Raw genomic sequence first — 24,849 nt, forward strand, 5'->3', positions numbered from 1 at the left:
AGAAATTTAAATCAAACAAAATTTTTCTTTTTTTTAATACAAAAAAATGGCTGATTTAAAAATTCAAACATTTAAATATCAACATTTTATGTTTTTATTTCATTTTCTAAACAAATTGAATATTGCAAAATAAACTAACAGCCATCAACCATCTCATTATCATCTTCAATTTTATTCCCAAAAGATTAACTATTTAATAAAAAATCTATTTTATGCCTAACCTACATCTTAAAGCTTATATCTATAATATTTTAACGCTCCTTAAAAATAACTTAATTAATACTTGCTATATTAACATGTATTTACCATTTTTGGTATGGCTAATTCAAATAAACTAAACATGAACCCAAAATTAAATGGAATTTTAACGCTAATAATAGCGTTTGTTATGCAAATAGGCTTTGCACAACAGCAAACGGTGACGGGAACCGTTACCGATGAAAATGGCCTCCCCCTTCCGGGAGTTAACATCGTTATTAAAGGTACTTCTACAGGAGTGCAAACAGATTTTGATGGATATTATCTCATTGAAGCATCCCAGGGAGATATACTGGTTTTCTCATTCCTTGGATATACCAAAACCGAAATTGCTGTCGCAAATCAAAACACCATCAACGTTACTTTAGCTCCAGGTGCTTCAGAACTTGATGAAGTCCTGGTGGTTGGGTATGGCACATCCACAAGAAGGACCTTAACCGATAACATTGCCTCCATCTCTGCAGATGAAATAAACGAAGTTCCGGTCCCTAGCGTACAAAGCGCCTTAGTTGGAAAAGCGGCAGGAGTGCAGATAACTCAGGTTAACGGAAAGGCCGAATCTGGAATAAAAATAAGAGTGCGTGGAGTTTCTACCATTTCCTCTTCTCAGGACCCTTTATATGTTATTGATGGAATCCCATTGATCAACAGCGATGAAAACATCAATGATTCCCCCATAAACCCGCTTATAAGTTTAAACCCTAATGATATCGCATCCATTGAAATATTAAAAGATGCCTCCTCTGCTGCTATTTATGGCGCAAGGGGAAGTAACGGGGTTGTTTTAATAACCACAAAAAGAGGAAAATCAGGAGCTACAAAAATCTCATTAAATACTTCCTCCGGATGGAGCGAAGAGACCAATCGTCGTGATTTTATAAACACCGAACAATATGTGGAACTCTTTACTGAAGCCTATTTAAATGCGGGCTTTACAGAGGAAGATGCCTTTGCCGATTTTAATTCTTTTGCTGAAAATGAAGCAGATTGGCGTGATGGTGCGGTTGACACAGATTGGCAGGATCTTGCATTTGTAAACGGTTCTGTAAATGATTTAAACGTAAATGCTTCAGGAGGATCTGATAAGACACAATTTTTTCTCTCTTTAGGCTACAATAAAACAGTAGGTATTATTCGAGGAAATGATCTTGAACGTTATAATTTCAGAAGTAATGTAGATCATCAGGTTTCAGAAAGATTTAAAGTAGGCGTTACTTCCAGCATTGCTAAAACGCAGATAAACAGGTTAGCAAATGACAATTCATTTGCAACACCGTTACAAGCTATAGCGCAAATCCCTTTTACCAGGCCTTATTTAGACAATGGATTACCCAATCCCAATACCCTATATTACAATTTCTTAAATCAGGAAGTGAATGCTGAAAACAAAACCAGTATTTGGAGAGCTATCGCAAATGTTTTTGCTGAATTTTATATCACTCCAAGTCTTAGCATTAGATCAGAACTCGGATATGATTTGAATGTTCAAACCGCTGAAACTTTTGACGGCCGTTTGACCGAATCTCAGTCTGTAGGAGGATTTGCTGAAGCGCAAAGCGTACAAAATGAGAAATATGTTATAAATAATTATTTCACTTATTATACTTTGCTAGGTGAAAATACAAACCTGGAGGCCACCGCGGGGATGTCTTTTGAAGATGACCGAAGAAAAGCTCAATTTGTGCAAGGCCAGGGATTCCCATCAGATGATTTGCGAACCGTGAACAGTGCTGCGGAAATCGTAGGTGGAGGCTCCAGTAGAACCGCATTCACATTTGTATCTTATTTTGCAAGAACTAGTTTAAACATATTGGATAAATACCTATTAAAAGGAAGCGTTCGTTATGACGGCAGTTCAAGATTTGGGGTAGATGAGCAATACGGATTTTTCCCGGCGGTTTCCGGAGGGTGGATTGTTTCGGAAGAAGATTTTTTAATGGATAGTGAAACGCTATCCCTGCTTAAACTAAGAGCCAGCTGGGGAGTAACCGGAAATGCAGATATTGGAAATTTTGCTTCCAGAAGTTTATTTGGAGGTGCTTCTTACAATGGAAGACCTGCACTTAATCCAAGTCAACTTGGAGATCCCAGCCTGAAATGGGAAAACACCATTCAATATGATCTTGGGATCGATTTTGGCCTCTTAAACAACCGCATTTCGGGGAGTTTAGATTATTACAATAAAACTACAGATGATTTACTATTAAATGAACCTATCCCCTCTACTTCAGGGTTTACAAACATCACCAGAAACGTGGGAGAAATTCAAAATACCGGAGTAGAATTGGTAATAGACACAAAAAACATAGTTAGCACCAATCTTAACTGGTCATCATCTTTCAATATTGCATATAATGACAACGAAGTAACCAACCTTCCTGGAGGAGACATCATCTCCGGACAAAACATTGTTCGGGAAGGAGAAGTCCTTGGCTCCTTATTTATGGTAGAATTTGCCGGAGCCGATCCAGAGAATGGAGATGCATTATTTGTAAGGAACACACTTAACGATGATGGCTCCAGAGACCGAAGTTTAACCAACGATTTTAATGAAGCTACAAGAGTTGTTTTAGGTAGTCCCTTCCCGGATATTATCGCAGGTTTTACAAATAATCTATACTATAAAAATGTAGATTTTTCCTTTACCTTTCAAGGACAATGGGGAGCGTCTATATATAATGCCGGAGGAAGATTTCAATCTGCCAGTGCAGATTTCTTCGATAATCAATCCTCAGATCAACTTGATAGATGGCAAGAACCAGGAGATATAACAGATGTGCCTCAAGCAAGATTATTTGGCGCCAACGGAACGCAAAGTTCTTCCAGATATTTGCAAGAAGCAGATTTTATTCGGCTTAGAAACATCACCCTGGGGTATAGTCTTCCTTCAAGTTTTACAAATAAAATTGATATAGACCGTTTAAGAATCTATTTTACAGCTGTAAATCTATTGACTTTTACAGATTATGACGATTATGATCCGGAATCTACCTACGATGTTCAGGCAAACAGCAACATTAATGTAGGAAATGCTTTTTATTCTGCCCCACCTGCTAAAACTATGACTGTAGGAGTAAACTTCGAATTTTAAAAAAGAAATTATGAAATCAATAAAAACATTAAACCTTGGTATCCTCCTAATGGCCTTTATTTTTACTGGCTGTGATGATAATTTAGACTTAGAACCCGAACAAGATCTCACTCCGGAAGCTGCCTTAGGATCTGCAAATAACATTCAAAATCTCCTGGTAGGAGCCTATGATCTAGCGGGCCAAAACGAAATATTTGCTGGGAGTTATAATTTAGCTTCAGAACTAATTGCAAATACTGGAGAATTGGCTTGGCGAGGTACCTTCCAAGGTCCTGCAGAGTTCAATAGAAAACAAATTACAACAGGAAATGGATTTGTAGCAGATTATTGGATAACCTCCTATGCTGTTTCAAATCAGGCAAATCTAATATTGGAAAATCTGGATAAATTTGAAGAGGAAGAAGAAGCTGCCAGAGTAGAAGGAGAAGCAAAATTCCTAAGAGCTGCAGTTTATTTTGATTTATTGCGCTTCTTCTCCTTACCATACAAAGCAGAAGGTGGGAATTCTCAATTAGGAGTACCTCTTGTTACCACCGGAGTGAGTGATGCGTCACAAATTGAATATCCATCCAGAAACACGGTGGAAGAAGGTTATAATTTTGTGATCCAGGATTTGACCGATGCTATTTCCAAATTACCTGGAAGCAATCCAATTGATGATTTTTACGCAAATAAATTTGCAGCAGAAGCCTTATTGGCAAGGGTCTATCTTCAGCAAGGAAATTACCAAGGTGCATTAGAAGCTTCTAACAATGTTATAGAAAGTAATTCTTATTCTTTAACCGGAAATTTTGCTGGAGCTTTCAATAATGACGGGAATTCTACTGAAGATATATTTGCATGGCAAATCACAACACAAGATGGAGTGAATGATATGAATGTATTTTGGGCTACTAGAAAATTTGGAGGTAGATCTTTGACTGGAGATGTAACCATAGAAGAACCTTATTTCGCAGTTTTCAATGATGAGGAAGATGACAGAAGTATGTTTTTTTATACAGGAGACGATACCGGTACCTTTTCTACAACTAAATGGCAAAATCAATTTGCAAATATTCCATTCCTAAGATTAGCGGAGATGTACTTGATACGTGCAGAGAGTAATTTTAGGCTAGGCAGCTCTTTGGGCGCTACACCCGTAGAAGATATCAATACCCTTCGCAATAGAGCCGGTGCTCTTACTCTTTCATCTGCTACGTTAGAAGATATTCTTGAAGAACGAAAAAGAGAATTAGCTTTTGAAGGATTTGCATTACACGACGTAAAACGCTTAGAACAATCTATAGATGGATTGCCTTTTGATGCAAATAGTTTGGTATTGCCAATACCTCAAAGAGAAATGGATGCAAATCTTAATTTGGAACAAAACCCAGGATATACAAATTAAGGTTAGAAATAATAATATCACCTTAAAAAACAAAAATTTTATTGGAAATAATATTTTCAACAGACAGTAAAACTTTAAGCTCAAACAATCTTCAAAAGCCACCCTCGAGAAATTTTGGGTGGCTTTTTTTTATGGGCCTGGGCTAAAAGTTTTCATTTTGTACTATCTTCGCCCCTATGGAAGATAACACCACAATTTTTGGAATAAGAACCGTGATGGAAGCAATTCAAAGCGGAAAGAACATTGATAAGATCTATATTCAAAAAGGGCTTTCTGGCCCCTTATTTCAGGAGTTGCAACACCAAATAGGAAAAGAGGGTTACAATATTTCCTATGTCCCTGTAGAAAAACTTAACAAACTCTCCAACGGAAATCACCAGGGAGTAGTTGCGAAGATTTCGCCAATAAAATTCCAAAATATGGAAGATATTGTTCAGGAAATCCTTGAAGATTCTTCAAAAACCCCATTATTTCTTCTATTGGATCAAATTACCGATGCCCGTAATTTTGGAGCTATTATCCGGACTGCAGAATGTTGCGGGGTTCACGCGATAATTGTTCAGAACAAAGGTGGAGCTCCTGTAAATGCCGATACGGTAAAAACCTCAGCCGGAGCTGTTTTCAAAATACCAATTTGTAAGGTGAATCATATCAAAGATGCCATTTATTATATGCAGTCTTCAGGAATTCATGTAGTAGCGGCTACCGAAAAAACTGAAGATAATTTATACACGGTAGATTTTAAACTTCCTACTGCTTTAATTATGGGTAGTGAGGAAAAAGGGGTTAATCCATCGGTTTTAAAAATTGTGGATTCCAAAGCTAAATTACCCATGTATGGAACTATTGGTTCCCTAAATGTATCTGTGGCTTGTGGCGCCTTTTTATATGAAATTGTGAGACAACGGATTTAAATGAGATGTGAGGAAATAAAGACAAGGAGGAAGCCAAAAAAAAAAATATAAAACACGAATGCACCTGCATACCGGCAATCAGGCTCGATACTTTTTTTAAATTTCCAAATCAAATTAAAATCCCAACCCAACGAATCCTGAACTAAGGAATTAACTAATTAACAAATCTTAGATTTTAAATCCCGAACTTTAGGTCTTTATTTCTCTTCAGACTTTTTATAAAAATATCTGTAGCCAGTTGCCGGGGATTCCTCTTCCGTATCATCTTCCAATGATTCGGTTTCAGGCAAACTTTCAACAAAATTCCCATTATCATCAAAATGCCTCATAAAAGGGTCGTCGTCTTGATTATAGTCCGGTTTTTCCCATTCATATTTAGGGGGTTTTACAATCCTTTGCTTGTAGATAAAAGCAAATGCCAATCCTACCAACAAACCAGATAAATGTCCTTCCCATGAAATCCCGGGATCTACCGGTACGACAAACCATAACATTCCACCATAGAGAAAAACCACTATAAAAGATAAGGCGATCAACCTATAATAGCTTGAAATTATTCCTTTAAAAAACAAGAAGGAAGCCAGAAGATAAATCACCCCACTTGCACCAATATGATTGGAGGGTCTTCCTATCCCCCAGGTAAACAGTCCTGCAAGCAGAATTCCAAAAAGTAAGATTTGCCAGGCGATCCCTCTGTAAAAATAAAAAAGCGCCATGGACAACACAAATAAAGGAATAGAATTGTTAAACAGATGTTTAATGTCTGAATGAATAAAAGGGGAAAGGATCACTCCTCTTAGCCCTTCCAGGGTACGGGGTCTAACTCCCAGATAATTAAAATCAAAACCAAACCGGATCTCAACCCAAAACACGATCCAAATGAGCAAAACAAACACTATGGGATAGCCTATAACCCCGGAAGAAAAGACAAAAGGTTCAGAAGTTTTCAAAGTTGTTTGGTATTAAATTGATGTTGACCAGATTTAGAAAATATCCAAATGCAGTTATCAGCGTTTTTTCAATATTTGACATTTAATCAAGTAATTCTTAGTAAAGCCCTTATTTATAAGTTATCCTTTAGCTTTTTCAATGGTACTTTTCATTACTAATTTATGAATAATATCATTAAAAAAATGCGGGGGAATCTATCATTAGTAAAAAGTTACAAGTAGACACTCAATTCCCATATTTGAGAGCAAAAGCTATGCTGAAAAAAGTACTTTGACAAATTGGCAACTTCCCCGAAAGCATCTGGAAATTATTTTAGTTGTAATGTGAATCAGTATCTTTGCATTATGAATGAACCACTTGCAGAACGGCTAAGGCCTAAAAAATTAAGTGACTATTTGAGTCAGCAACATCTTATAGGTGAGCAGGGTGCTTTAACCAAACAGATCAAACAGGGAGCCATTCCTTCTCTTATTTTATGGGGACCTCCAGGCGTTGGAAAAACCACGTTGGCTAATATTATCGCTATGGAAAGCGGCCGCCCTTTTTACACGTTAAGCGCGGTAAGCAGCGGAGTGAAAGATGTGCGCGAAATAATTGAAAAAGCGAAAAAAAATGATGGTCTTTTCACTACAAAAAACCCCATTTTATTTATAGATGAGATCCACCGTTTCAGCAAATCGCAACAAGATTCTTTGTTGGGTGCTGTCGAAAAGGGATGGGTTACCCTAATTGGAGCCACTACAGAAAATCCCAGCTTTGAAGTGATCTCAGCACTGCTTTCCAGATGTCAGGTTTATGTTTTAAAACCTTTTGGAAAGGAAGAATTAATCGCATTGATAAAACGTGCGATGGAAATCGATCCCATCATCAGGCAAAAACAGGTTAAATTAACCGAAACAGAAGCTTTACTGCGATTATGCGGGGGTGATGCCAGGAAACTGCTTAATATTTTCGAATTGCTCGTAACCTCTTCTGAAGGGCCTGTCGAGATTACCGATGCAATGGTTAAAACACAAGTTCAGCAAAACACCGTTTTATATGACAAAACCGGTGAGCAACATTATGATATTGTATCAGCTTTTATAAAATCAATACGCGGAAGTGATCCAAATGCAGCGGTCTATTGGTTGGCAAGAATGATTGAAGGTGGAGAAGATGTTAAATTTATTGCACGCCGCCTGCTTATCCTTGCCAGTGAGGATATTGGAAATGCAAACCCAACAGCCCTGGTTATGGCCAATAATACGTTCCAGGCTGTAACTACCATTGGATTTCCTGAATCCAGAATCATTTTGAGCCAATGTGTGATCTACCTGGCTACTTCGGCAAAAAGCAATGCCTCGTATATGGCAATTAATGAGGCCATGAGCCTGGTGAAAAAGACAGGGAATCTTTCGGTACCGCTTTCTTTGCGAAATGCTCCAACCAAATTGATGAAAGATATGGGTTATGGTGATAACTATCAATATGCCCACAACTATAAGAATAACTTTACTCAGGCTGAATTTCTTCCGGAGGAGGTGAAGAACACTATTTTATATAATCCCGGGAACAATCAGCGGGAGAATGCTCAAAGAGAATTTTTGAAAATTCGATGGAAGGATAAATACAAGTATTAACTTAAAACCGAGGGGTTTTTAGGTCATGCTATTGATTTCATTGCTGCTTTTCATACAACCTGATTTCGGTAGAATTGGTTTCTTTATTCAGAATTTCAACAACCAGGTTTCCCTTCTCGTCAAAATTAGCGATCCCCTGTGCGGTAATTGAAGAATAAATGAAGCTGTTATTACTTTTAGAAGCTATTAATGAAGCAAATGGCTCTATCATTCCTTTCTGAAAAAAATTATATCCATCACCCGATTTCTTTAAAAAATAGGTTCCCTGGCCCATAGTAAAAGTCATCTCTTGAGATGTGGCCAAATCCTTTTTACCTGTGTTTTCTTCAGCAGAAATTTCATTATTTTTTAGTGCTGCTGGAATTGCACTTACTTCAACAATACTGTCTTCCTCCTTTTCAATTACTGAGGGAATTGCACTAACTATCACTATACTATCTTCTTCTTTTTCGTTTACCGAAGGAACTGCACTTACTATCACAATACTATCTTCCTCCTTTTCTGTTACGGAAGGAACTGTACTTACTACAACTGTTTTTTTCTCTATTATTTCTGATGGTTGGTAGTTGTAATTTAAGGCTGCAATGGATACGAATGCATCCCGCAGCGCTTCCTGATAGGCTGTTTTAAAATCCTTCTCCCTGCTCCTTCCCTCTTCAGAAACAAAAACTTTTTTATTCTGGCAATCCTTCAACACAACCACCAATTTGGTCACAAAAAGACCTGATTCGTTTTCCACATCAGCAAAAAGAGCATTGCACCGGTTGTTATTAAGGTCTTCGGGGAGTTCTCCGTTTTCCATATAGGCTTCAAAACCATATTTATCAAAGAGAAATTCGGTTAAGGAATTCAACTGAAACAAATCCGGTTCCTTATTAAAATTGTATTCTTCCGGGACGATTACATACTTAAAAGAATTGAGCTCCTGAGCAACAGAAACAACTGAAATCATACAAGTGAGAATTAAAAAAAGCGCCTTTTTCATCTGTTTATTTTATTGTTTTAGAGGAATCCCGGTAGCTATCGGGAGGAACATCCATATAAAAATCCCTTTATGTGATAAAAACGTTCTAATGGATGTTTCGTTACTTATTTAGTATAAATTGAAATCCCAATTGAACTGATTGGTATCGCGATTTTGCAAGGTTAAGATACCCAAATAAATTATCTGCAGCAAGATAGAAATTAAATTTCTTTAATTGGGTGGAAAGTAACAATCCAACATTTGTATAGGAAAAATCATCCAGTGTGTAGGCCACTTTAATTCTTAAATTAGGAATCACCTTCGTATCATAATAGGTAGACAATGCATATTTTAATGAACCCGGTCTTTTAATCCCAAAAAGATGAATTCCGACCTTATTCTGATAGATTTTTTTTGTTTGTATTCGATAATCACAGGGTGGGCAATCTTCTCCAAATCTAAACTGCAGGGAAGCGTTTAATTTAAAGGGGCGCCAGGTCACATAGGATTCATTTAGGGTTTCATCCACCAGGTTTCTATCAACCTCATCTTCAAATTCATCCCAGTAAGGAAAGGCTGCGCCGCTGGGCCCAATTCCCGGAAAAAGAGGCTCGATTCCATCTGTTTGGTAAGTTCCTTTATAGGTATAATTTTCAACATCATCTCTTTGAAACATCAATCCCAAATCCTGAATTGAACCTGTGACTATCAAATTATTCTGAATTTTATAGGTGGCTCCCAAATCTATTCCGACTCCTATATTCCCACCAAAAAAAGATTTGCTCAACAAATCTTTTGATGCTTCCTGAACGGTTTGATTTTCATCCCTTAGCGTAGTAAAACCAGAAGTATTAACACGAACATCTATATCCTCTGCAAAATGCCGGTAATAATTTGGACCTTCGGGGGTATTTCGGGTTAGGAATATTCCGGTATTATTTACACTTTGTACGTTAAAAATTCCAGAATACATTTTTACTCTTGCCCCTACCGTGAGTTGGTTGTCTATTTTTCGGTTTAAACCCAAATGATAAACCGTTAGAACTTCCCCGGTAAAAGAAACATGGGAAAAATCAAATGGAACATTGATATAATTGGCATTCCCCTGGCTCACCAAAATAGCAGGATCCTTAGGGAAATAAGCGAATAGATCCATTTCCTGATAAATTCCGGCAGAAAAGTAATCATCTTTATTTAGGCGCCACCCCATGGATAAAATCTCAAGTTGTTCCTGGGCCGTAAAATAATCCTTACTTGTAAGCCGGTTAATGGTACTTGTAACCCTTTGATTTACATTTGGATTGGAATCATCAAAAATATCAAACAAATTAACTCCTGAAGATCCCGCAGATAAACTTATATGAGAAAATAACGGAATCCCGAAATGTCCATCAAAATTCACGATGGCCCCGGGGTTGCTCATCAGGGTTTGTGGGAGATCACTCACATTATAAAGGAGTTGTTTATTTTGGCCCTGAGACAGTAGCATGATAAAAAAACTACTTAGGGTTAACAATAATCTCATGAGCTAAAATTGAAAGGAGAATAAACCTTTAGATTGAAATTTTAATTCTCCTGTAAAAGGTTCAGAATTAGGTAAAACCTCGATTTCTACTACCATTTTAATACTTCTGCGTATCACCCCTATTTGAGCTTGTTCAATAAGTTCAATTCTCTCTGTGGTAACCGGGCTAGACATACTGCCCGGATCAATAGGAAAATCAACACGGTGCTGAACATTATTATTTTCAGAAAGAAAAAAAATGCTATTGTTGAAGGACTGTGGAAATGAATTAATGTATTTAAAACTAAATTCCACTTCGCTAAGATCATTTTGAATATAATCATCATCCAGAAATTCAAGACGAACAGTATCACGAATTATGGTTTTCTGGTTATTTGTTATTGGATCTCTAAAATCCACTTCATCCACATCAAAAATAAGGAGATCAACCTGTAAATCGGGTTGAAGGGTAATACTTTCTGCCTGATCCAGATCTATATCTTTCACACAGGAGGTTAGACCTGCAATTAAAAGCAGAAACAAGTATGTTTTAAGGATAGGCTTTGGAAAAGACATTTAGGGCAAAATTTCTTTTATTTTAACGAATATAGGGATTCTTTATTGCTATAAATACATCCGAAGTTCTTTTAACTTTTGAATTGTAATGGACTCTGAAACTTCCTTTTTTTGGTAATAATCAAAGTAAACAGCCTGCAATCCCGCATTTTTGGCACCTACGATATCTGCAGCATAATTGTCGCCTATCATAATACTATTTTTGGGTAAAGCTTTAGATTTACGAAGTGCTCTGTCAAAAATATGAGGATGGGGCTTTTTCACTCCTGCCTCTTCGGAGGTAGTTATGGTGGAGAAATAATCAAAAATATTTGAATTCACCATTTTTGTTTTCTGAACTTCCTGAAATCCATTTGTGATTATATGAAGTTGATACCTGGGTCGCAGGTATTCCAAAATATCCTGTGTATCTTCCAACAAATGACTATAGGTTGGTAAAAACTGAATATATTTATCTGAAAGAAGATCAAGGGTTTTCGAAGAAATTTTAAACTTAAGGAGCTTAAAGCTATCCTTTAATCTTCCAGACCTTAAAGACTCCTTGGATATTTGATTGTTTCGATACAATTCCCAATAATTGCTATTAATTGGGACATAGGCTCCTAAGAAATCCTCCAACTCAATATTTATTTTTTCTTCTTTAAAAATAGCTTCAAAAGTGAGCGCAGAATTTTTATCAAAATCCCATAAGGTGTGATCCAGATCAAAATAGACGTGTTCAATATTATTAAATTTCATGAATTTGTTTTAACAGTGAGTAATAAAAGGCATTATTGTAATATTCTGAAAAATCACGGTTTTTAAAAATAGAAACAAAAGGTGCCTGTACCAGTTTTAATTCTCTCATAATACCGGTTATGGTATGCTGAATCTCTTCTGAAGATCTTTTGTGACAAACCTGGGAATGAAAAACATAAGGGTGTATTCTTAATGGAGTAGTGACTTCCATATTGATGTCGTAAAACAAGTAAGGAGTACTGGTTCCAGCTCTAAAACCAATGGTCTCGGGATATCCCATAGAATAATCATTAGCGATCTCCAACTCATTCAAATAACTGTAATGTTCCGGCAGCATTAAATTATACCTGCTGTTTAGAACGTTTTGTAAGGGTCCGTGGATAATATTTTCAAACCGCTTTTTTTCCAGCTTAAGCGCCTGCATCTCCTGGACAGCAAAATAGCCAAGGCGCAAACCAACCTCGGAATAATCTGCCGCATATTTAATTATAGATTTATAATTGAGACGGTTGTGATTGATATTCCTGTCATAAATATTAAAATCGCTTAATTGGAACATGAAAACCATTTTCACCTTGTGCTCCTTTATAATTTTTATGAGATCATCAAAAACATTGTAAGGATCCTTTTTTAGTCTTAGCAAAACTTTTATCCTGTCGGAAACTTTTGAGATTTTTAAGTGCCCCATATCTATGGCTGTTCCAGTTAGGCTTCGAAGGAATCCCTTGTTTTTGAAATTGAAGACATGGCTCACGGAAATTATTGATACCGATTCATAATTCCGTTTTTTAAAGTCGATTTCAGCAAAGCGAAAGGCCAAAATCTTTTTGAATTTATACGCCCACACATCTATAACCGGACTGTGGAGAAAACCTTCCTTGTAAGCTAAGCTTTCAGAAGAAGGAAAACGGCCCAAATTATCCTTTACGTGCGGCAGGTATTCCTCATAGCGCGACAAAAGATAGAACGAGGCTGCAAAAATATCAAATGGAAGATCACTATTTTCTGAAACACCGAAAAAGCATTTGCTTTCTTCCCAGGGCTGAACCTTAATTTCCAAATCACCTAAACCTTGTTCAAACAGAAGATTTACATTTTGAATAAAAAGTTCATTTCCAAGCCGTTTTTTACCGTAGGAAATTTTTAGGTCTGGGTGAGCGATGAATTCCTCTATTTTAGTTGTGAATTTGATCTCAATTCCAAGAACCTGGGTGCATATATGCTTAAAAACATAGATTATCCTTGGGGTGACCTTACTGGTATACATTAAAAGCATGTTTATTTTGCGTTACAACAAGCCTTCATCGGCAAAGCTAAAATAGGATTTTTCAGTAACAATAAGATGATCCAGAACTTTAATATCCAGGCTTTCGGCTGCAGTTTTCAATTTGGTGGTAAGCTGTTTATCTGCCTCACTGGGATTTAAATTTCCAGATGGGTGATTATGGGCTAGAATTAGTGAAATAGCACCCAGCTCCAACGCTCTCCTCAAAGTAATCCTAACATCCACTAACGTACCGGTAATCCCACCTTTGCTAATTTGAAACTGTTCTATTATTTTGTTGGCATTATTTAAATAAAGAATCCAAAATTCTTCGTGAGCCAATTCCCCTATAATTGGTTGTAGCAATTCATAAACCGAATTGCTGGAGGTTATCTTCACCTGCTCCAGGGCTTCTTCGGTCCTTCTTCTTCTACCAAGTTCCATGGCAGCAATTATACTTATGGCTTTGGCCTCCCCTATTCCTTTGAAAGTCATAAGTTGTTGTACCGAAAGCTTTCCCAGTTGACTGAGATTGTTCCTATGCAAAGAAAGTATCCTTTGGCTTAACTCTACCGCGCTCTCATTTCTATTTCCAGAACCTATTAAAATAGCGATAAGCTCGGCATCGGTTAAAGCTAACTTGCCTTTTTGGAGTAGTTTCTCGCGAGGCCTGTCCCCGGAAGCCCAGTTTTTAATACTAAGAGGTGCACGTTCAAGAGCCATTGTTCATTTTTAACTAAAGATAAAAAAATGAACCCAATATTCCTGTTCTAAAAATTAAAAACCTGAAAATCAAAATCTATGGATTTAATTATTAGGAAATCCAGTCTTTTATCTCCTCAAATTTCAGACCCCCATAATTGCCCGAACTCATCAACAAAACAGCTTTTTCTGAATAATCCAACGTTCTAAGATATGTCTGGAATTCCTCTGCATTGGTATACACAAGAAGATCTTGCCTCCCAAAAGCTTCCAGAATCTGTTCTTTTGAAAGCATCGCTAATTTTTTTATTTCCAAGGCTTCCGGAGAATAAAAAACAACCGCTTTAGCCGCAGGATCAAGGCTGTTTTTATATTCCTTTAAAAATTCAGGTGTCAAACTGCTATAGGTATGTAACTCAAGGCAAGCGATAAGTTCTTTATTTGGGTATTGCTCCCTAACAGCTTTTACAGTTGCAGTTACCTTTGAGGGACTATGAGCAAAATCTTTAAAAACAACAGTAGTTCCAGTTTCATATATTTTCTCCAACCGTTTTGAAGCCCCTTTAAAGGTGGAAATTGCCTCATAAAAGTCATTCTCATCTACACCCATATGCTGGCAAATCCATTTAGCACCAGATAGATTATTAAGATTATGGGCTCCAAATATTTCAATTGGAAGATCGCCCTCGGGAGTATCGAGCATGGTTACCCCATCCTCAATCCTATAATTTGGAGTGTGATAAGCGTGTTTTCTTATTTGATTCGTGGTTGCATCAACAATTTTGGTCAACTCCGGATCTTCTTCGTTGTAAACAATTATTCCGCCGCTAATAATGGAATCCACAAAAATCTTAAATTGCTCCTCATAAATTTCATAGGCAGGAAACACATTGATATGATCCCAGGCAATTCCGCTTAAAAGAGCAATATTTGGTTTGTAGAGGTGAAATTTTGGTCTTTTATCAATTGCTGAAGATAAATATTCATCCCCTTCCAGTAAGATAAAATCATTTTTTTCGGTAAGATGGACCATGGTATCGAAACCTTCCAATTGAGCACCTACCATAAAATCCACTTCCTTCTCGTGATAATGCAGTACATGAAGTATCATCGAAGTAATTGTGGTTTTACCGTGGGAACCACCAATAACTACCCTGGTTTTATTTTTGGATTGTTCAAAAAGAAATTCGGGATAGGAATAAATTTTAAGTCCTAACTCTTTGGCCTTTACAAGCTCTGGATTATCTGCTTTTGCGTGCATACCAAGGATGACAGCGTCAAGGTTGGCTGAAATTTTTTCTGGAAACCAGCCCAAAGTCTCAGGAAGTAATCCGGATTTCTTCAATCGGGATTTTGAAGGCTCAAAAATAGCATCATCACTTCCGGTAATCCTAAAGCCTTTTTGATGCAGCGCCAGGGCTAGATTGTGCATAGCACTTCCCCCTATAGCGATAAAATGAAGATTCATAAAATTTGAATTTCTGCAAATATACTTATTCTCTCAGGAAAACTAGTGCCGGAAATTCGGATAGAAAAAGATCCGTGAAAACCAGCAGGCTAACCAGGAAGGCTGGTTAAATATGTAAAATGAAGAGACAACCGGCATTTCGATTAAATTCCGCTTTCGGAAAGGGCTGGAACCGGTGAAACCAATTAGATTAGCACAAGCTTTCGAAACATCTAAAAGAAGAAAATATCAAGTCTTTGGATGGAATCCCGGCAAACGGAAATGGCGGGCATCTGGGAATTATAACCAACGGCGGGATTAAAGCTGCTGGATTCTTTTTTTCTCAAGTTCAGCTTCTTTAAAATTATCCCTAAGCGTTAGAGCCTTATCAATGGATATAATAGCTTCAGATTTATTCATTAATAGAGCTTGTAACTTAGCTTTATTAAAATATGCCCATTCCAGCGAATAAATATCATTATAACCAAAATTGTCGATATATTCATTTAGCAGTTTTAAGCCATATTGTGGATAAACTTCAAGATCTGATGCTGCTTTACCCAGTTCGTAATTCAAAATATTACGCTTCTTTTGGCTCGTTAACTGTTGATGGGCTTCAAGTGCTTTTTTAAAAAAACCTTCTGCTTCCGCCAAACCTTTATCCTCTTTAACGATAAAAGCCTGGGCCAGAAAATAATCAACTTTATTCAAGTCCTCCAGTTCATCAGCATATCCCTGCGCCTTATCTATACTCCCACCCAGAATTCCTGGTAATTTAATATATAATTCGACAAGAACTCTTCTGGCTTCTACGTGCTTAGGATTTAATTCGACCGCTTTTTCAAGATATTTTTTTATATCAGAAATATAAATCACGGACTGGATTTTTGAAACACTAAGTGCTTTCATACCAAGGGCTGCGCCATATTTAAAACTATAATCGGCAATATCGGGATGCATTTGAACCAGGTTTTTATAAAAAGCAATAGAGGTATCCCAATCTTTTTCAAAACCTGCTATATCACCCAGGTAAGCTAAAGCGACTGCATCGTTGGGATTTTCAGAAACCCTTTGATGGAGTAATTTTTTAGCGGCTCCAAGTTTGCCCTGATCCATAGCCGATTGAATCTCAGAAATAGAGGACTGGGAATAACTTCCCAAACCCAGGAATAACATAAATATTAAAAGTGTATTTTTCATATGGCGAATATATATTTAAATACATATCAGTTTACTATCCATTTGAACCTCTATATGTTGATATTAACAAAAGCTTAACTGCTTATACATTGATTGTTAAATTAGTACTTAAAAATTTTAGTATTGTTGAAAATTATTGCAATATTTGCGTTGCCTATCGAGGCAGCATAAAACTCAACTTTATTCATGTCAAATTTAACACCTAGCCTATGCAAAATTTTACTTTAGGAAAGAAAGGATATTCTATGCTCCTTTTTGCCCTTATTTTATTAATTGGAAGCTCGCCCATTTACGGGCAAACTGACGACTGCCCCACCGTCACTGGTACGCCTTCCTCCCAAACATTTTGCTTTTTAGCAACTGTAGAGGATATCGCGAGTGATGGTAATGCTGTTTATCAAACAGCAAACAATACTACTGATACACAACCTATTCCTGAATCGGAATTATTAGCTAATGGGAATTACTTTGCTGGTTCAACATCTGGCGACTGTGCTAGAATTGAAATAACAGTAACAGTAAATAACGCTCCAAGACCTTCCAATACTATAACCAATAGTGTTGTTAGTGGATTTGAGTTTACAACGTGTACTCCAGCCAGCTTTAACTCTGCTAATTTAGCAGAGTTATTCGTGGCTCAACCTAATTACCGTATTGAGGTTTATGATTCTGAGAAATCAACCACTCCAATAGTAGGTGACACACTTAGTACTGGAGATAGCTATTTTGTTGGTCAAGTTCCAACCGCAGATGCAGCGCCGGGTTCCTGTCCTTCATTTAGAGTTGCAGTTGGTTTCAATCCTAACCAAATTGAAGCACCTATCGCCGAAACACCACAGATATTTTGTGAGAATGCTACAGTTGCAGATCTTGTTGCCGAAGGAACCTATGATGACACTCAAGCAATCAGATGGTACAGGTCACAAACTGCAAACTCTCCTTTGCCAGACAACACCCAACTTATAAATGGCCAATCCTATTTCGCTGCCCAGGTTGTAAATGAAAGAGGAAGCCCCTTACCTCCTTGTGAGACTCCTACTGGCGATAGAGCTCCTGTTCGAGTTGAATTAACAGAACCTATCGTAATTAACACTCCTGAACCAGGAGAAGTTTGCGAAACAGATGTAGATGCTACGTTCCCTAGTGAAGATGCTATTCGTAATTTTTACTTAGGTTTATTAGAGTCTGGAGTTCCAAGAGATGGAACTTTTAGTCCAGATGCGGGTCAAATAGCTCAAATGTATCAAAATGATTCAGATGGTTTGGGGGACTTTACAACTACTTATACTGTAGGTGAAGGAAGCTGTCAATCTTCTGTAGACCTTACTGTAACCGTTGTAGGAGTTCAAGATGCTAACGCAGGAACAATTGAAAACATCGAAGTTCCTTGTGGAAGTACAGAAATAATTGTACTTGACAATTCAAGACTTAGCCAAGATGCAACCCGCGATGGTACTTTTACCGGAACTGGTGTAAATGCTGAAGGTAATTTTGACCCTGCTGTAGGACCTGGAACTTATACTATTACTTACTCTGTAGGTGATGGTTCTACTTGTACTACTCCTGGAACTTCTGATACTACTACTTTTGATATCATTGTAGGTACCGAGGCTTTTGATTTCGGAACTCCTGAAACAGGTATTGTTTGTGAAGATAATGTGGACGCTACTTTTCCAAGTTTTGATGAAATCAGAAAATACTATTTAGGTCTTTTAGAGGCAGGAACTCCGAGAAATGGAACATTTGATCCTACTCCTAGAGAATTATCTGCAATGTATCAGAATAATACAAATAAAGTTGGAGATTATACAACTACCTATACTTTAGGTAATGGAGATTGTCAATCTTCAGTAATTCTTACAGTATCTGTAGTGCCAAATCAAGATGCAGAAGCTGGGATTATAGAAGATATTACTGTTCCTTGTGGAAGTACAGATGTTGTGGTTTTAGATGACTCTATATTAAGTGATGATGCTACAAAAGGAGGAACCTTCTCTGGAACTGGTATTAATGCAGATGGTAATTTTGATCCAGCTGTAGGTCCAGGAAGTTATGAGATTACATATTCTGTAGATGATTCTGCAAATTGTGTTACTCCTGGAACTTCTGATGCAATAACATTCACAATTACTGTTCAAGGAACCGATTTAGGAGCTCCTATAGCATTAGAAAGATGTATTACAGAAATTCGAGGTTTTCAAACCAATCCTGCTGCGGCAATTGCATTATTTAATGATGCCTTAGCGGAAAGAGGAATTACAGATTTAACTGGAACTTTTACTCCAAGTTTACAAATAGTAGGAGGTCAAATTTTAGCTTTTATACAAAACCCAACTGATACAGCTACTTTTGTAACTACTTACAGTATTACATCTGCTTGTGGAGATAGTTCACTTCCTATATCATTAACAATTAACAATACTACCTCAGCAAACGCGGGAAGTATTGAAGATGCTATAGCGTGTACAGGACAATCTACTCTAAACCTATTTAGTTTATTAGATTCAAACAATCCTAATGGAGGAACTTTTACTTCTGGAAATGGATCTATCACTGATGGGATTTTAGATGTTACCAACACTGGAACTTTTAACATTACTTACACAGTTAGTGAAAGTGATCTTGAGTCTTGTCTAAGTGGATCAAATAGTACAGATTTTACTGTTACTGTTTCAGAGGGAACAACTTTACCTTCTCCAGAACCAGCTATTGTATGTGCAGGAAATGTTGATGCTCTTTTTCCTAGTTTTGATGAGATTAGAAAATTCTATCTTAATCTTTTACCTTCAGGAACTCCTAGAAATGGAACTTTCAACCCTACTCCTAGAGAGATCTCTGAAATGTATCAAAATGATGCAGATGGACTGGGAGATTTTACAACTACCTATACTTTTGCAAATGGATCTTGTGATCAAATAGATCTTACTGTAACTGTTGTTGATTCTCGAGATGCAATTGCAGGAACAATTCAAGATGCTACAGCTTGTACAGCTCAAGGAACTTTAGATCTTTTCAGTTTACTTACTGACTCGAATATTTCAGGTGGAACATTCTCTAATGATAATGGAGTGATCGCTAATGGAGTATTTGATGTATCTGTTATTGGTGATTTCAATATTACTTATACTGTTGCAGAAAGTGATTCAACTACTTGTTTAAACGGAACAGATTCTACAGAATTCAACGTAAGTGTGACTGAATCTACTGTAGCAAATGCTGGAGATGATTCAACAATAACTTTTTGTTCTAATGAAGAAAGTGTAAATCTTGCAGATTATTTAGATGGAAACACTATGCCAGTTGGAGTTTTCACTGGATTTGAAGATGGAATGTTTAATCCTGCAGATAACTTAGGTACAACTACCATTACATATACTGTAGATTATTCAACCGACGATGATGTTTGTACAACTGGAACAGATACTGCTACATTTACCGTAACAGTTAATGAACCACAGGATGCAGACGCTGGTGATGATATTACTGCTAGCTACTGTGAAGATCAGACTGATCTTGTAGACTTAAGAAGTTTACTTTCAGAAACTAATAGAAACAGAGGTTCTTTTAGCACTCCTTACGAAGATGGGATGTTTAATCCATCTGAAGCAGGATTGGGTGAAGCAATAATTACTTATACCATTAATGGAGCAGAAGATTGTGCTATTGGTACAGATGAAGCTACAATAACTATTACAGTTAATGAACTTCAAGATGCTAATGCAGGAACAATTGAAGATGCTACAGCCTGTACAGCTCAAGGGACTTTAGATCTTTTTAGTTTACTTACTGATTCAAATATTTCAGGTGGAATTTTCTCTAATGATACCGGAGTGATTGCTAATGGAGTACTTGATATATCCAACGAAGGTGACTTTAACATTACTTATACCGTGTCAGAAAGTGATGCAAGTACTTGTTTAAATGGTATAGATTCTACAGATTTCACGGTAAGTGTTTCTGAAGGAGATGCTAATGCTGGAGCAGACAACAGTACTGTTGTTTGTATGGCTGAAGTAGATAATTTTAGCACTGCGCAAGTTAGAAGCTTATATTTAAGTCTTTTAGAGGCAGATGTAGATAGAAATGGAACTTTTAATCCAACTATTAATCAAATTATCGCTCAATATCAAATTAACAAAATAGGAGATTACACTACAGTCTATTCTGTTGAAGATGGAACTTGTACAGATTCTGCATCACTTACTATTACTGTAAATGAATCTACTGCAGCTAATGCTGGAGACGATGTGAATCTTACTTTCTGTTCTACGGAAGACAGCATAAATCTTGCTGATTTTTTATCTGACGCTGCTGCAATGAATGGAGCATTTGAAGGCTTTGAAGATGGAACGTTTAATCCTGCAAATAATGCTGGAACTACAACTTTCACTTATACTGTTGATAATTCAATCGATGAGGATGTATGTACTACCGGAACAGATACTGCAACTTTTACTATTACTGTAAACGAACTGCAAGATGCTAACGCTGGTGGACTTGTTGAAGTGACCTATTGCATAGGACAAGATGAAGATATTGACTTAACCACTATACTTGGAAGCGATGCTCTGTTAACAGGTTCTTTTAGCACTCCTTATGAAAATGGATTTTTTAATCCTTCTGAAGCTGGAGTAGGTGAATTTGAAATCATATATACGGTAGATGGAGCAGCTGATTGTGCTATTGGTACAGAAACAGCTACTATCACAATAACTGTGAATGATGTACCTGCTGCTCCTACAGCAGAAGCAAATCAATCTTTCTGTCTAATCGATAATCCAACAGTTGCAGATATAGATGCAACAGGGGACAATGTAATTATTTATGCAGATGAAGCTCTAACTGAAGAAGCGATTGCAACAACTCCTTTGGCAAACAATGCGGTTTATTACGCAGTTGCTACGGGTGACAACGTTTGTAATTCTGAAGCAGTAACGATTACAATCACTTTAACCGATGGAACTGCTCCTACCCTTCAAATGGAAGGAGATGAATTCTGCAGAAGTGATAATCCTACTATTCAGGATCTAGTTAACAACCTTAGCGGAAGTGGAATCCAGATTTATCAAGCTTCAACTGGAGGAACTGCTTTGGCAACCTCAACAGCACTTGTAGACGGAGCTACTTATTTTGCCTCAGGAACCGATGCTGGCGGATGTGAAAGTTCAGAACGACTTGGAGTACAGGTTGAAGTAGCATTTTGCGGAATACCAGAAGCCTTCTCTCCAAACGGGGATAACATAAACGATAGGTTTGTAATCCCGGATATCGCAATTGATTTCCCTAATTACACCATTGAAATTTTCAACCGATGGGGTAACGTAGTATTTAAAGGAAATGCAAGTACCGGAGATTGGGACGGAGTTTCAAACCAGTCGGGAACTTTAGGTGATAATGTATTACCTGCAGGAGTTTATTTTTACATCTTGAATTACAATGATGGACAAACTGCCACGATTCAGGGTAAAGTATACTTAAGTAGATAACCAAAGGATAAACACTAAAAAGAAATGAAAAACACTATAATTAAATATTTAATCTTTACAGGCATTATCCTTTTTTCTCTAAAAGGTATGGCTCAACAAGATCCGCTGTTCACTCAATATATGTATAATATGAGTGTGATTAACCCTGCTTATGCAACCGATAATCCCGGTATGCTTAATCTTGGTGGAATTTATAGATCTCAATGGGTAGGAATTGACGGTGCACCAAGCACCGCCAGTTTCTTCGCTCATACTCCGGTAAGCGAACGCATTGAATTGGGTTTATCGATAGTTCACGATGAAATTGGGGATGTTATCAAAGAAAATAATATCACTGCCGATTTCGCTTACGTACTACCCTTAGACGACAATAACAACAAGCTTTCCTTTGGTGTCAAAGGTGGAATAACAACTTTTGATGGAGATCTGTCTCGTTTGGTAACAAACCAACCGAATGATCCTGCCATGCAAAACTTAAGTGAAGTTTTTCCTGTTTTTGGAGTTGGGGCGTTTTTATTTGGAGAAAAGTACTACTTAGGACTTTCTGCACCAAACCTCTTTACTTCTAAACACCTTGAGAATGAACAAGGTTTAAGATCACTTGGAGAAGAAAATATACATTATTTTCTTACTGGTGGGTATGTATTTGATCTTTCAGAAGACTTCAAACTTAAGCCTGCATTTATGGCAAGAGGGGTTGAAGGAGCACCTTTATCTGTAGATATTACTGCAAACGTTCTAATGTTCAACAAACTTGAAGCCGGTATTGGGTATAGATTTGGAGACTCCGTAACAGGACTTGTTAATTTTGCGGTTACTCCGGGATTAAGGGTTGGTTATGCATATGACTACACAACCTCAAACTTGAGTAGTTATAATGACGGGACACACGAAATCCTTTTATTGTTTGATCTGGATTTATTCGGATTATCAAAAGGATATGACAAATCACCTAGATTCTTCTAAAAACCAGAGACAACATGAAAAAATTATATAGTTCAATTTTAATTATCCTAATAAGTTTTTCGGGCTTTGCACAAAATTCCGAAATTAAAAAAGGTGACCGATATTTTGCTTCAAGAGCATATATGGACGCTGCCGATGCTTATGAAAAGGTAAACGACAAAGACCAGGAGGTCCTTCAAAACTTAGGAGATGCATACTTCTACACCAATCAATTGGTGAATGCAACTGATGTTTATAAATTGTTATTTCTAAGACATGAAGCAACCGTGGCAGCTGAATACAAATTCAGATACGCTCATGCTTTGATGGGAATCGACAAGGCTAATGAAGCAGATACTTATTTTACTGAATACTATGGTAAAGATTTCAATTTTGAAAAATTCAGAAAAGAGCTTGATACCACCGTATCTCACGTATACACCACCCAACAAGTCATGAACAATGCTGCATCTGCAGATTTTGGAATTGCTTATTATGGTGATAAAGTAGTATTTGCCTCCACAAGAAATCAGGAAAGGCCTATTTATCCCTGGGATAAAAGACCTGCCCTTGATCTATACACCGCCGATGTTAGCGATGATAAAACTTTAAGCGGAATTGTACTTTTCCCTGGCGATATCAATACAGATTCTCACGAAAGTTCTGCTACGTTTAGCCAGGACGGAATGACAATGTATTTTGATAGAACCAATGAAAAAAGGGTAAAAGATTCAAGCGATGTAAAAGTTGCCCACATTAGAATTTACCGTGCTAAGATGGTAGATGGCAATTGGACCAATATAGAAGCATTACCTTTTACAAGTGATGACTATTCAACAGAGCATCCAAGCTTAAGTCCAGATGGTACAAAGTTGTATTTTGCCAGTGACATGCCTGGATCCAAAGGATCCTTTGATATCTATGTGGTCGATGTAAATGCAGATGAAACTTTTGGGACTCCTCAAAATTTAGGCGCCGCTGTAAATACAGACAAAAGGGAGCAATTCCCTTTTATAAGTGATGAAAATGTGTTATACTTTTCTTCCAATGGACATCAGGGATTTGGTAATATGGATGTTTTCAAAACTGAAGGAGATTTTTCTGAAATCACAAATCTTGGAACAAGTGTGAACAGCGGAAGCGATGATTTTGCATTTGTAATCAAAGAAGGTGATGACGAAGGATGGTTTGCTTCTAACCGAAGAGGAACAGACAACCTTTACAACTTTACAAGAAAAGACTATACTCCTCCTGTGGTTGAGATTGACGATAGAGAAACAAACCTTGAAACAGGAAGACAACAATTAAGAGGTGTTGGAAATATTTATTTCGATTTTGACAAATCTACCATTAAAAAAGAGTCTGAAGTTACTCTTGATAAAGTGGTTGATATTATGAAGAAATATCCAACTCTTGAAATTGAAATAGGGTCTCACGCAGATGCCAGAGGATCTGACAAATACAATATGGCTCTTTCTGAAAGACGTGCTGCTGCTACACTTGAATATCTTGTAGAACACGGTATCGAAAGAGAACGTTTAACCTCTAAAGGTTATGGCGAAAGCATGCCATTGAATGACTGTACTCAGCCAACCGGATGTTCTGTGGTAGAATATGCCAAGAACAGACGAAGCGAGTTCACTATTATGAATTAAGGCTTGCAACTAACTAACCAACCAAAAATGCCCCGGGAAACTGGGGCATTTTTATTTTACTTTAATTCCATTATAGGAATTCGGTCATCAAAATTTAAACCAGTTTTAGATGCTATAGAACACCCTAACCTAAGGAGAAAACAAAGAC

16 protein-coding genes are annotated in these 24,849 nt (G+C 37.2%); 7 read left to right on the plus strand and 9 right to left on the minus strand.

Annotation, left to right across the window (positions count from 1 at the left end; all coding sequences use genetic code 11):
- The first annotated feature begins 340 nt into the window (after window positions 1-340).
- The 3 genes from GILLI_RS07810 (at window position 341) to rlmB (ending at window position 5,650) form a co-directional block, all read left to right on the plus strand.
- Window positions 341-3,349, plus strand: a complete 3,009-nt coding sequence (locus GILLI_RS07810) for a SusC/RagA family TonB-linked outer membrane protein (RefSeq protein ID WP_006988556.1) — start codon at window positions 341-343, stop codon at window positions 3,347-3,349.
- Between the two features lie 10 nt (window positions 3,350-3,359).
- Window positions 3,360-4,736: a RagB/SusD family nutrient uptake outer membrane protein gene (locus tag GILLI_RS07815; protein ID WP_006988557.1), complete on the plus strand. Its 1,377-nt coding sequence runs from the start codon at window positions 3,360-3,362 to the stop codon at window positions 4,734-4,736.
- A 176-nt stretch (window positions 4,737-4,912) separates the two neighbouring features.
- A complete protein-coding gene (gene rlmB, locus GILLI_RS07820; RefSeq protein ID WP_006988558.1) occupies window positions 4,913-5,650 on the plus strand; it encodes a 23S rRNA (guanosine(2251)-2'-O)-methyltransferase RlmB in 738 nt (245 codons plus the stop codon).
- A gap of 197 nt (window positions 5,651-5,847) precedes the next feature.
- Here rlmB and GILLI_RS07825 read toward each other — a convergent pair whose 3' ends face one another.
- Window positions 5,848-6,600, minus strand: a complete 753-nt coding sequence (locus tag GILLI_RS07825; RefSeq protein WP_006988559.1) for a rhomboid family intramembrane serine protease — start codon at window positions 6,598-6,600, stop codon at window positions 5,848-5,850.
- 345 nt (window positions 6,601-6,945) lie between these two features.
- Here GILLI_RS07825 and GILLI_RS07830 point away from each other — a divergent pair, with 345 nt between their 5' ends.
- A complete protein-coding gene (locus GILLI_RS07830) occupies window positions 6,946-8,220 on the plus strand; it encodes a replication-associated recombination protein A (RefSeq protein ID WP_006988560.1) in 1,275 nt (424 codons plus the stop codon).
- Window positions 8,221-8,257: 37 nt separating this feature from the next.
- On the opposite strand, the gene GILLI_RS17700 is transcribed toward GILLI_RS07830, so the two are convergent.
- From GILLI_RS17700 to GILLI_RS07870, 8 genes are all read right to left on the minus strand, one after another.
- On the minus strand, window positions 8,258-9,205 hold the full coding sequence (locus GILLI_RS17700) for a hypothetical protein (RefSeq protein ID WP_006988561.1): 948 nt from the start codon (window positions 9,203-9,205) through the stop codon (window positions 8,258-8,260).
- Window positions 9,206-9,305: 100 nt separating this feature from the next.
- Window positions 9,306-10,709 (minus strand): DUF5723 family protein, encoded by a 1,404-nt coding sequence (locus tag GILLI_RS07840; protein ID WP_245545613.1) that lies wholly within the window; start codon window positions 10,707-10,709, stop codon window positions 9,306-9,308.
- 3 nt (window positions 10,710-10,712) lie between these two features.
- Window positions 10,713-11,264 (minus strand): hypothetical protein, encoded by a 552-nt coding sequence (locus GILLI_RS07845; RefSeq protein WP_006988563.1) that lies wholly within the window; start codon window positions 11,262-11,264, stop codon window positions 10,713-10,715.
- Between the two features lie 48 nt (window positions 11,265-11,312).
- Window positions 11,313-12,002, minus strand: coding sequence for a YjjG family noncanonical pyrimidine nucleotidase (locus GILLI_RS07850; protein ID WP_006988564.1), 690 nt, complete (start codon window positions 12,000-12,002; stop codon window positions 11,313-11,315).
- The gene (locus GILLI_RS07855; protein ID WP_006988565.1) at window positions 11,992-13,269 is read right to left on the minus strand and encodes a polysaccharide deacetylase family protein; all 1,278 of its coding nucleotides are present in this window, start codon (window positions 13,267-13,269) and stop codon (window positions 11,992-11,994) included. The genes GILLI_RS07850 and GILLI_RS07855 overlap by 11 nt, the downstream gene beginning before the upstream one ends.
- 21 nt (window positions 13,270-13,290) lie before the next feature.
- The gene (gene radC / locus GILLI_RS07860) at window positions 13,291-13,989 is read right to left on the minus strand and encodes a RadC family protein (protein ID WP_006988566.1); all 699 of its coding nucleotides are present in this window, start codon (window positions 13,987-13,989) and stop codon (window positions 13,291-13,293) included.
- A 91-nt stretch (window positions 13,990-14,080) separates the two neighbouring features.
- Window positions 14,081-15,436 carry a UDP-N-acetylmuramate--L-alanine ligase gene (locus tag GILLI_RS07865; protein ID WP_006988567.1) on the minus strand — a complete coding sequence of 452 codons (1,356 nt, stop codon included), beginning with the start codon at window positions 15,434-15,436 and terminating at the stop codon, window positions 14,081-14,083.
- Window positions 15,437-15,733: 297 nt separating this feature from the next.
- The gene (locus tag GILLI_RS07870) at window positions 15,734-16,615 is read right to left on the minus strand and encodes a tetratricopeptide repeat protein (RefSeq protein ID WP_006988568.1); all 882 of its coding nucleotides are present in this window, start codon (window positions 16,613-16,615) and stop codon (window positions 15,734-15,736) included.
- Between the two features lie 209 nt (window positions 16,616-16,824).
- Here GILLI_RS07870 and GILLI_RS07875 point away from each other — a divergent pair, with 209 nt between their 5' ends.
- The 3 genes from GILLI_RS07875 to GILLI_RS07885 are packed head-to-tail and all read left to right on the plus strand — an operon-like array spanning window position 16,825 to window position 24,701.
- Window positions 16,825-22,101, plus strand: coding sequence for a T9SS type B sorting domain-containing protein (locus GILLI_RS07875; RefSeq protein WP_006988569.1), 5,277 nt, complete (start codon window positions 16,825-16,827; stop codon window positions 22,099-22,101).
- A gap of 24 nt (window positions 22,102-22,125) precedes the next feature.
- A complete protein-coding gene (locus GILLI_RS07880; protein ID WP_006988570.1) occupies window positions 22,126-23,067 on the plus strand; it encodes a PorP/SprF family type IX secretion system membrane protein in 942 nt (313 codons plus the stop codon).
- A gap of 14 nt (window positions 23,068-23,081) precedes the next feature.
- The gene (locus tag GILLI_RS07885; protein ID WP_006988571.1) at window positions 23,082-24,701 is read left to right on the plus strand and encodes an OmpA family protein; all 1,620 of its coding nucleotides are present in this window, start codon (window positions 23,082-23,084) and stop codon (window positions 24,699-24,701) included.
- Window positions 24,702-24,849: the final 148 nt, after the last annotated feature.

Origin of the sequence: Gillisia limnaea DSM 15749 (genome assembly GCF_000243235.1) — a bacterium.
GTDB classification, from domain to species: Bacteria; Bacteroidota; Bacteroidia; order Flavobacteriales; family Flavobacteriaceae; genus Gillisia; species Gillisia limnaea.

Excerpts from the sequence above, each read along its gene's own strand:
- GILLI_RS07810 (WP_006988556.1), top strand. The coding sequence starts at position 341 with ATGAACCCAAAATTAAATGGAATTTTAACGCTAATAATAGCGTTTGTT.
- GILLI_RS07815 (WP_006988557.1), top strand. The coding sequence starts at position 3,360 with ATGAAATCAATAAAAACATTAAACCTTGGTATCCTCCTAATGGCCTTT.
- rlmB (WP_006988558.1), top strand. The coding sequence starts at position 4,913 with ATGGAAGATAACACCACAATTTTTGGAATAAGAACCGTGATGGAAGCA.
- GILLI_RS07830 (WP_006988560.1), top strand. The coding sequence starts at position 6,946 with ATGAATGAACCACTTGCAGAACGGCTAAGGCCTAAAAAATTAAGTGAC.
- GILLI_RS17700 (WP_006988561.1), bottom strand. The coding sequence starts at position 9,205 with ATGAAAAAGGCGCTTTTTTTAATTCTCACTTGTATGATTTCAGTTGTT.
- GILLI_RS07840 (WP_245545613.1), bottom strand. The coding sequence starts at position 10,709 with ATGAGATTATTGTTAACCCTAAGTAGTTTTTTTATCATGCTACTGTCT.
- GILLI_RS07845 (WP_006988563.1), bottom strand. The coding sequence starts at position 11,264 with ATGTCTTTTCCAAAGCCTATCCTTAAAACATACTTGTTTCTGCTTTTA.
- GILLI_RS07850 (WP_006988564.1), bottom strand. The coding sequence starts at position 12,002 with ATGAAATTTAATAATATTGAACACGTCTATTTTGATCTGGATCACACC.
- GILLI_RS07855 (WP_006988565.1), bottom strand. The coding sequence starts at position 13,269 with ATGTATACCAGTAAGGTCACCCCAAGGATAATCTATGTTTTTAAGCAT.
- radC (WP_006988566.1), bottom strand. The coding sequence starts at position 13,989 with ATGGCTCTTGAACGTGCACCTCTTAGTATTAAAAACTGGGCTTCCGGG.
- GILLI_RS07865 (WP_006988567.1), bottom strand. The coding sequence starts at position 15,436 with ATGAATCTTCATTTTATCGCTATAGGGGGAAGTGCTATGCACAATCTA.
- GILLI_RS07870 (WP_006988568.1), bottom strand. The coding sequence starts at position 16,615 with ATGAAAAATACACTTTTAATATTTATGTTATTCCTGGGTTTGGGAAGT.
- GILLI_RS07875 (WP_006988569.1), top strand. The coding sequence starts at position 16,825 with ATGCAAAATTTTACTTTAGGAAAGAAAGGATATTCTATGCTCCTTTTT.
- GILLI_RS07880 (WP_006988570.1), top strand. The coding sequence starts at position 22,126 with ATGAAAAACACTATAATTAAATATTTAATCTTTACAGGCATTATCCTT.
- GILLI_RS07885 (WP_006988571.1), top strand. The coding sequence starts at position 23,082 with ATGAAAAAATTATATAGTTCAATTTTAATTATCCTAATAAGTTTTTCG.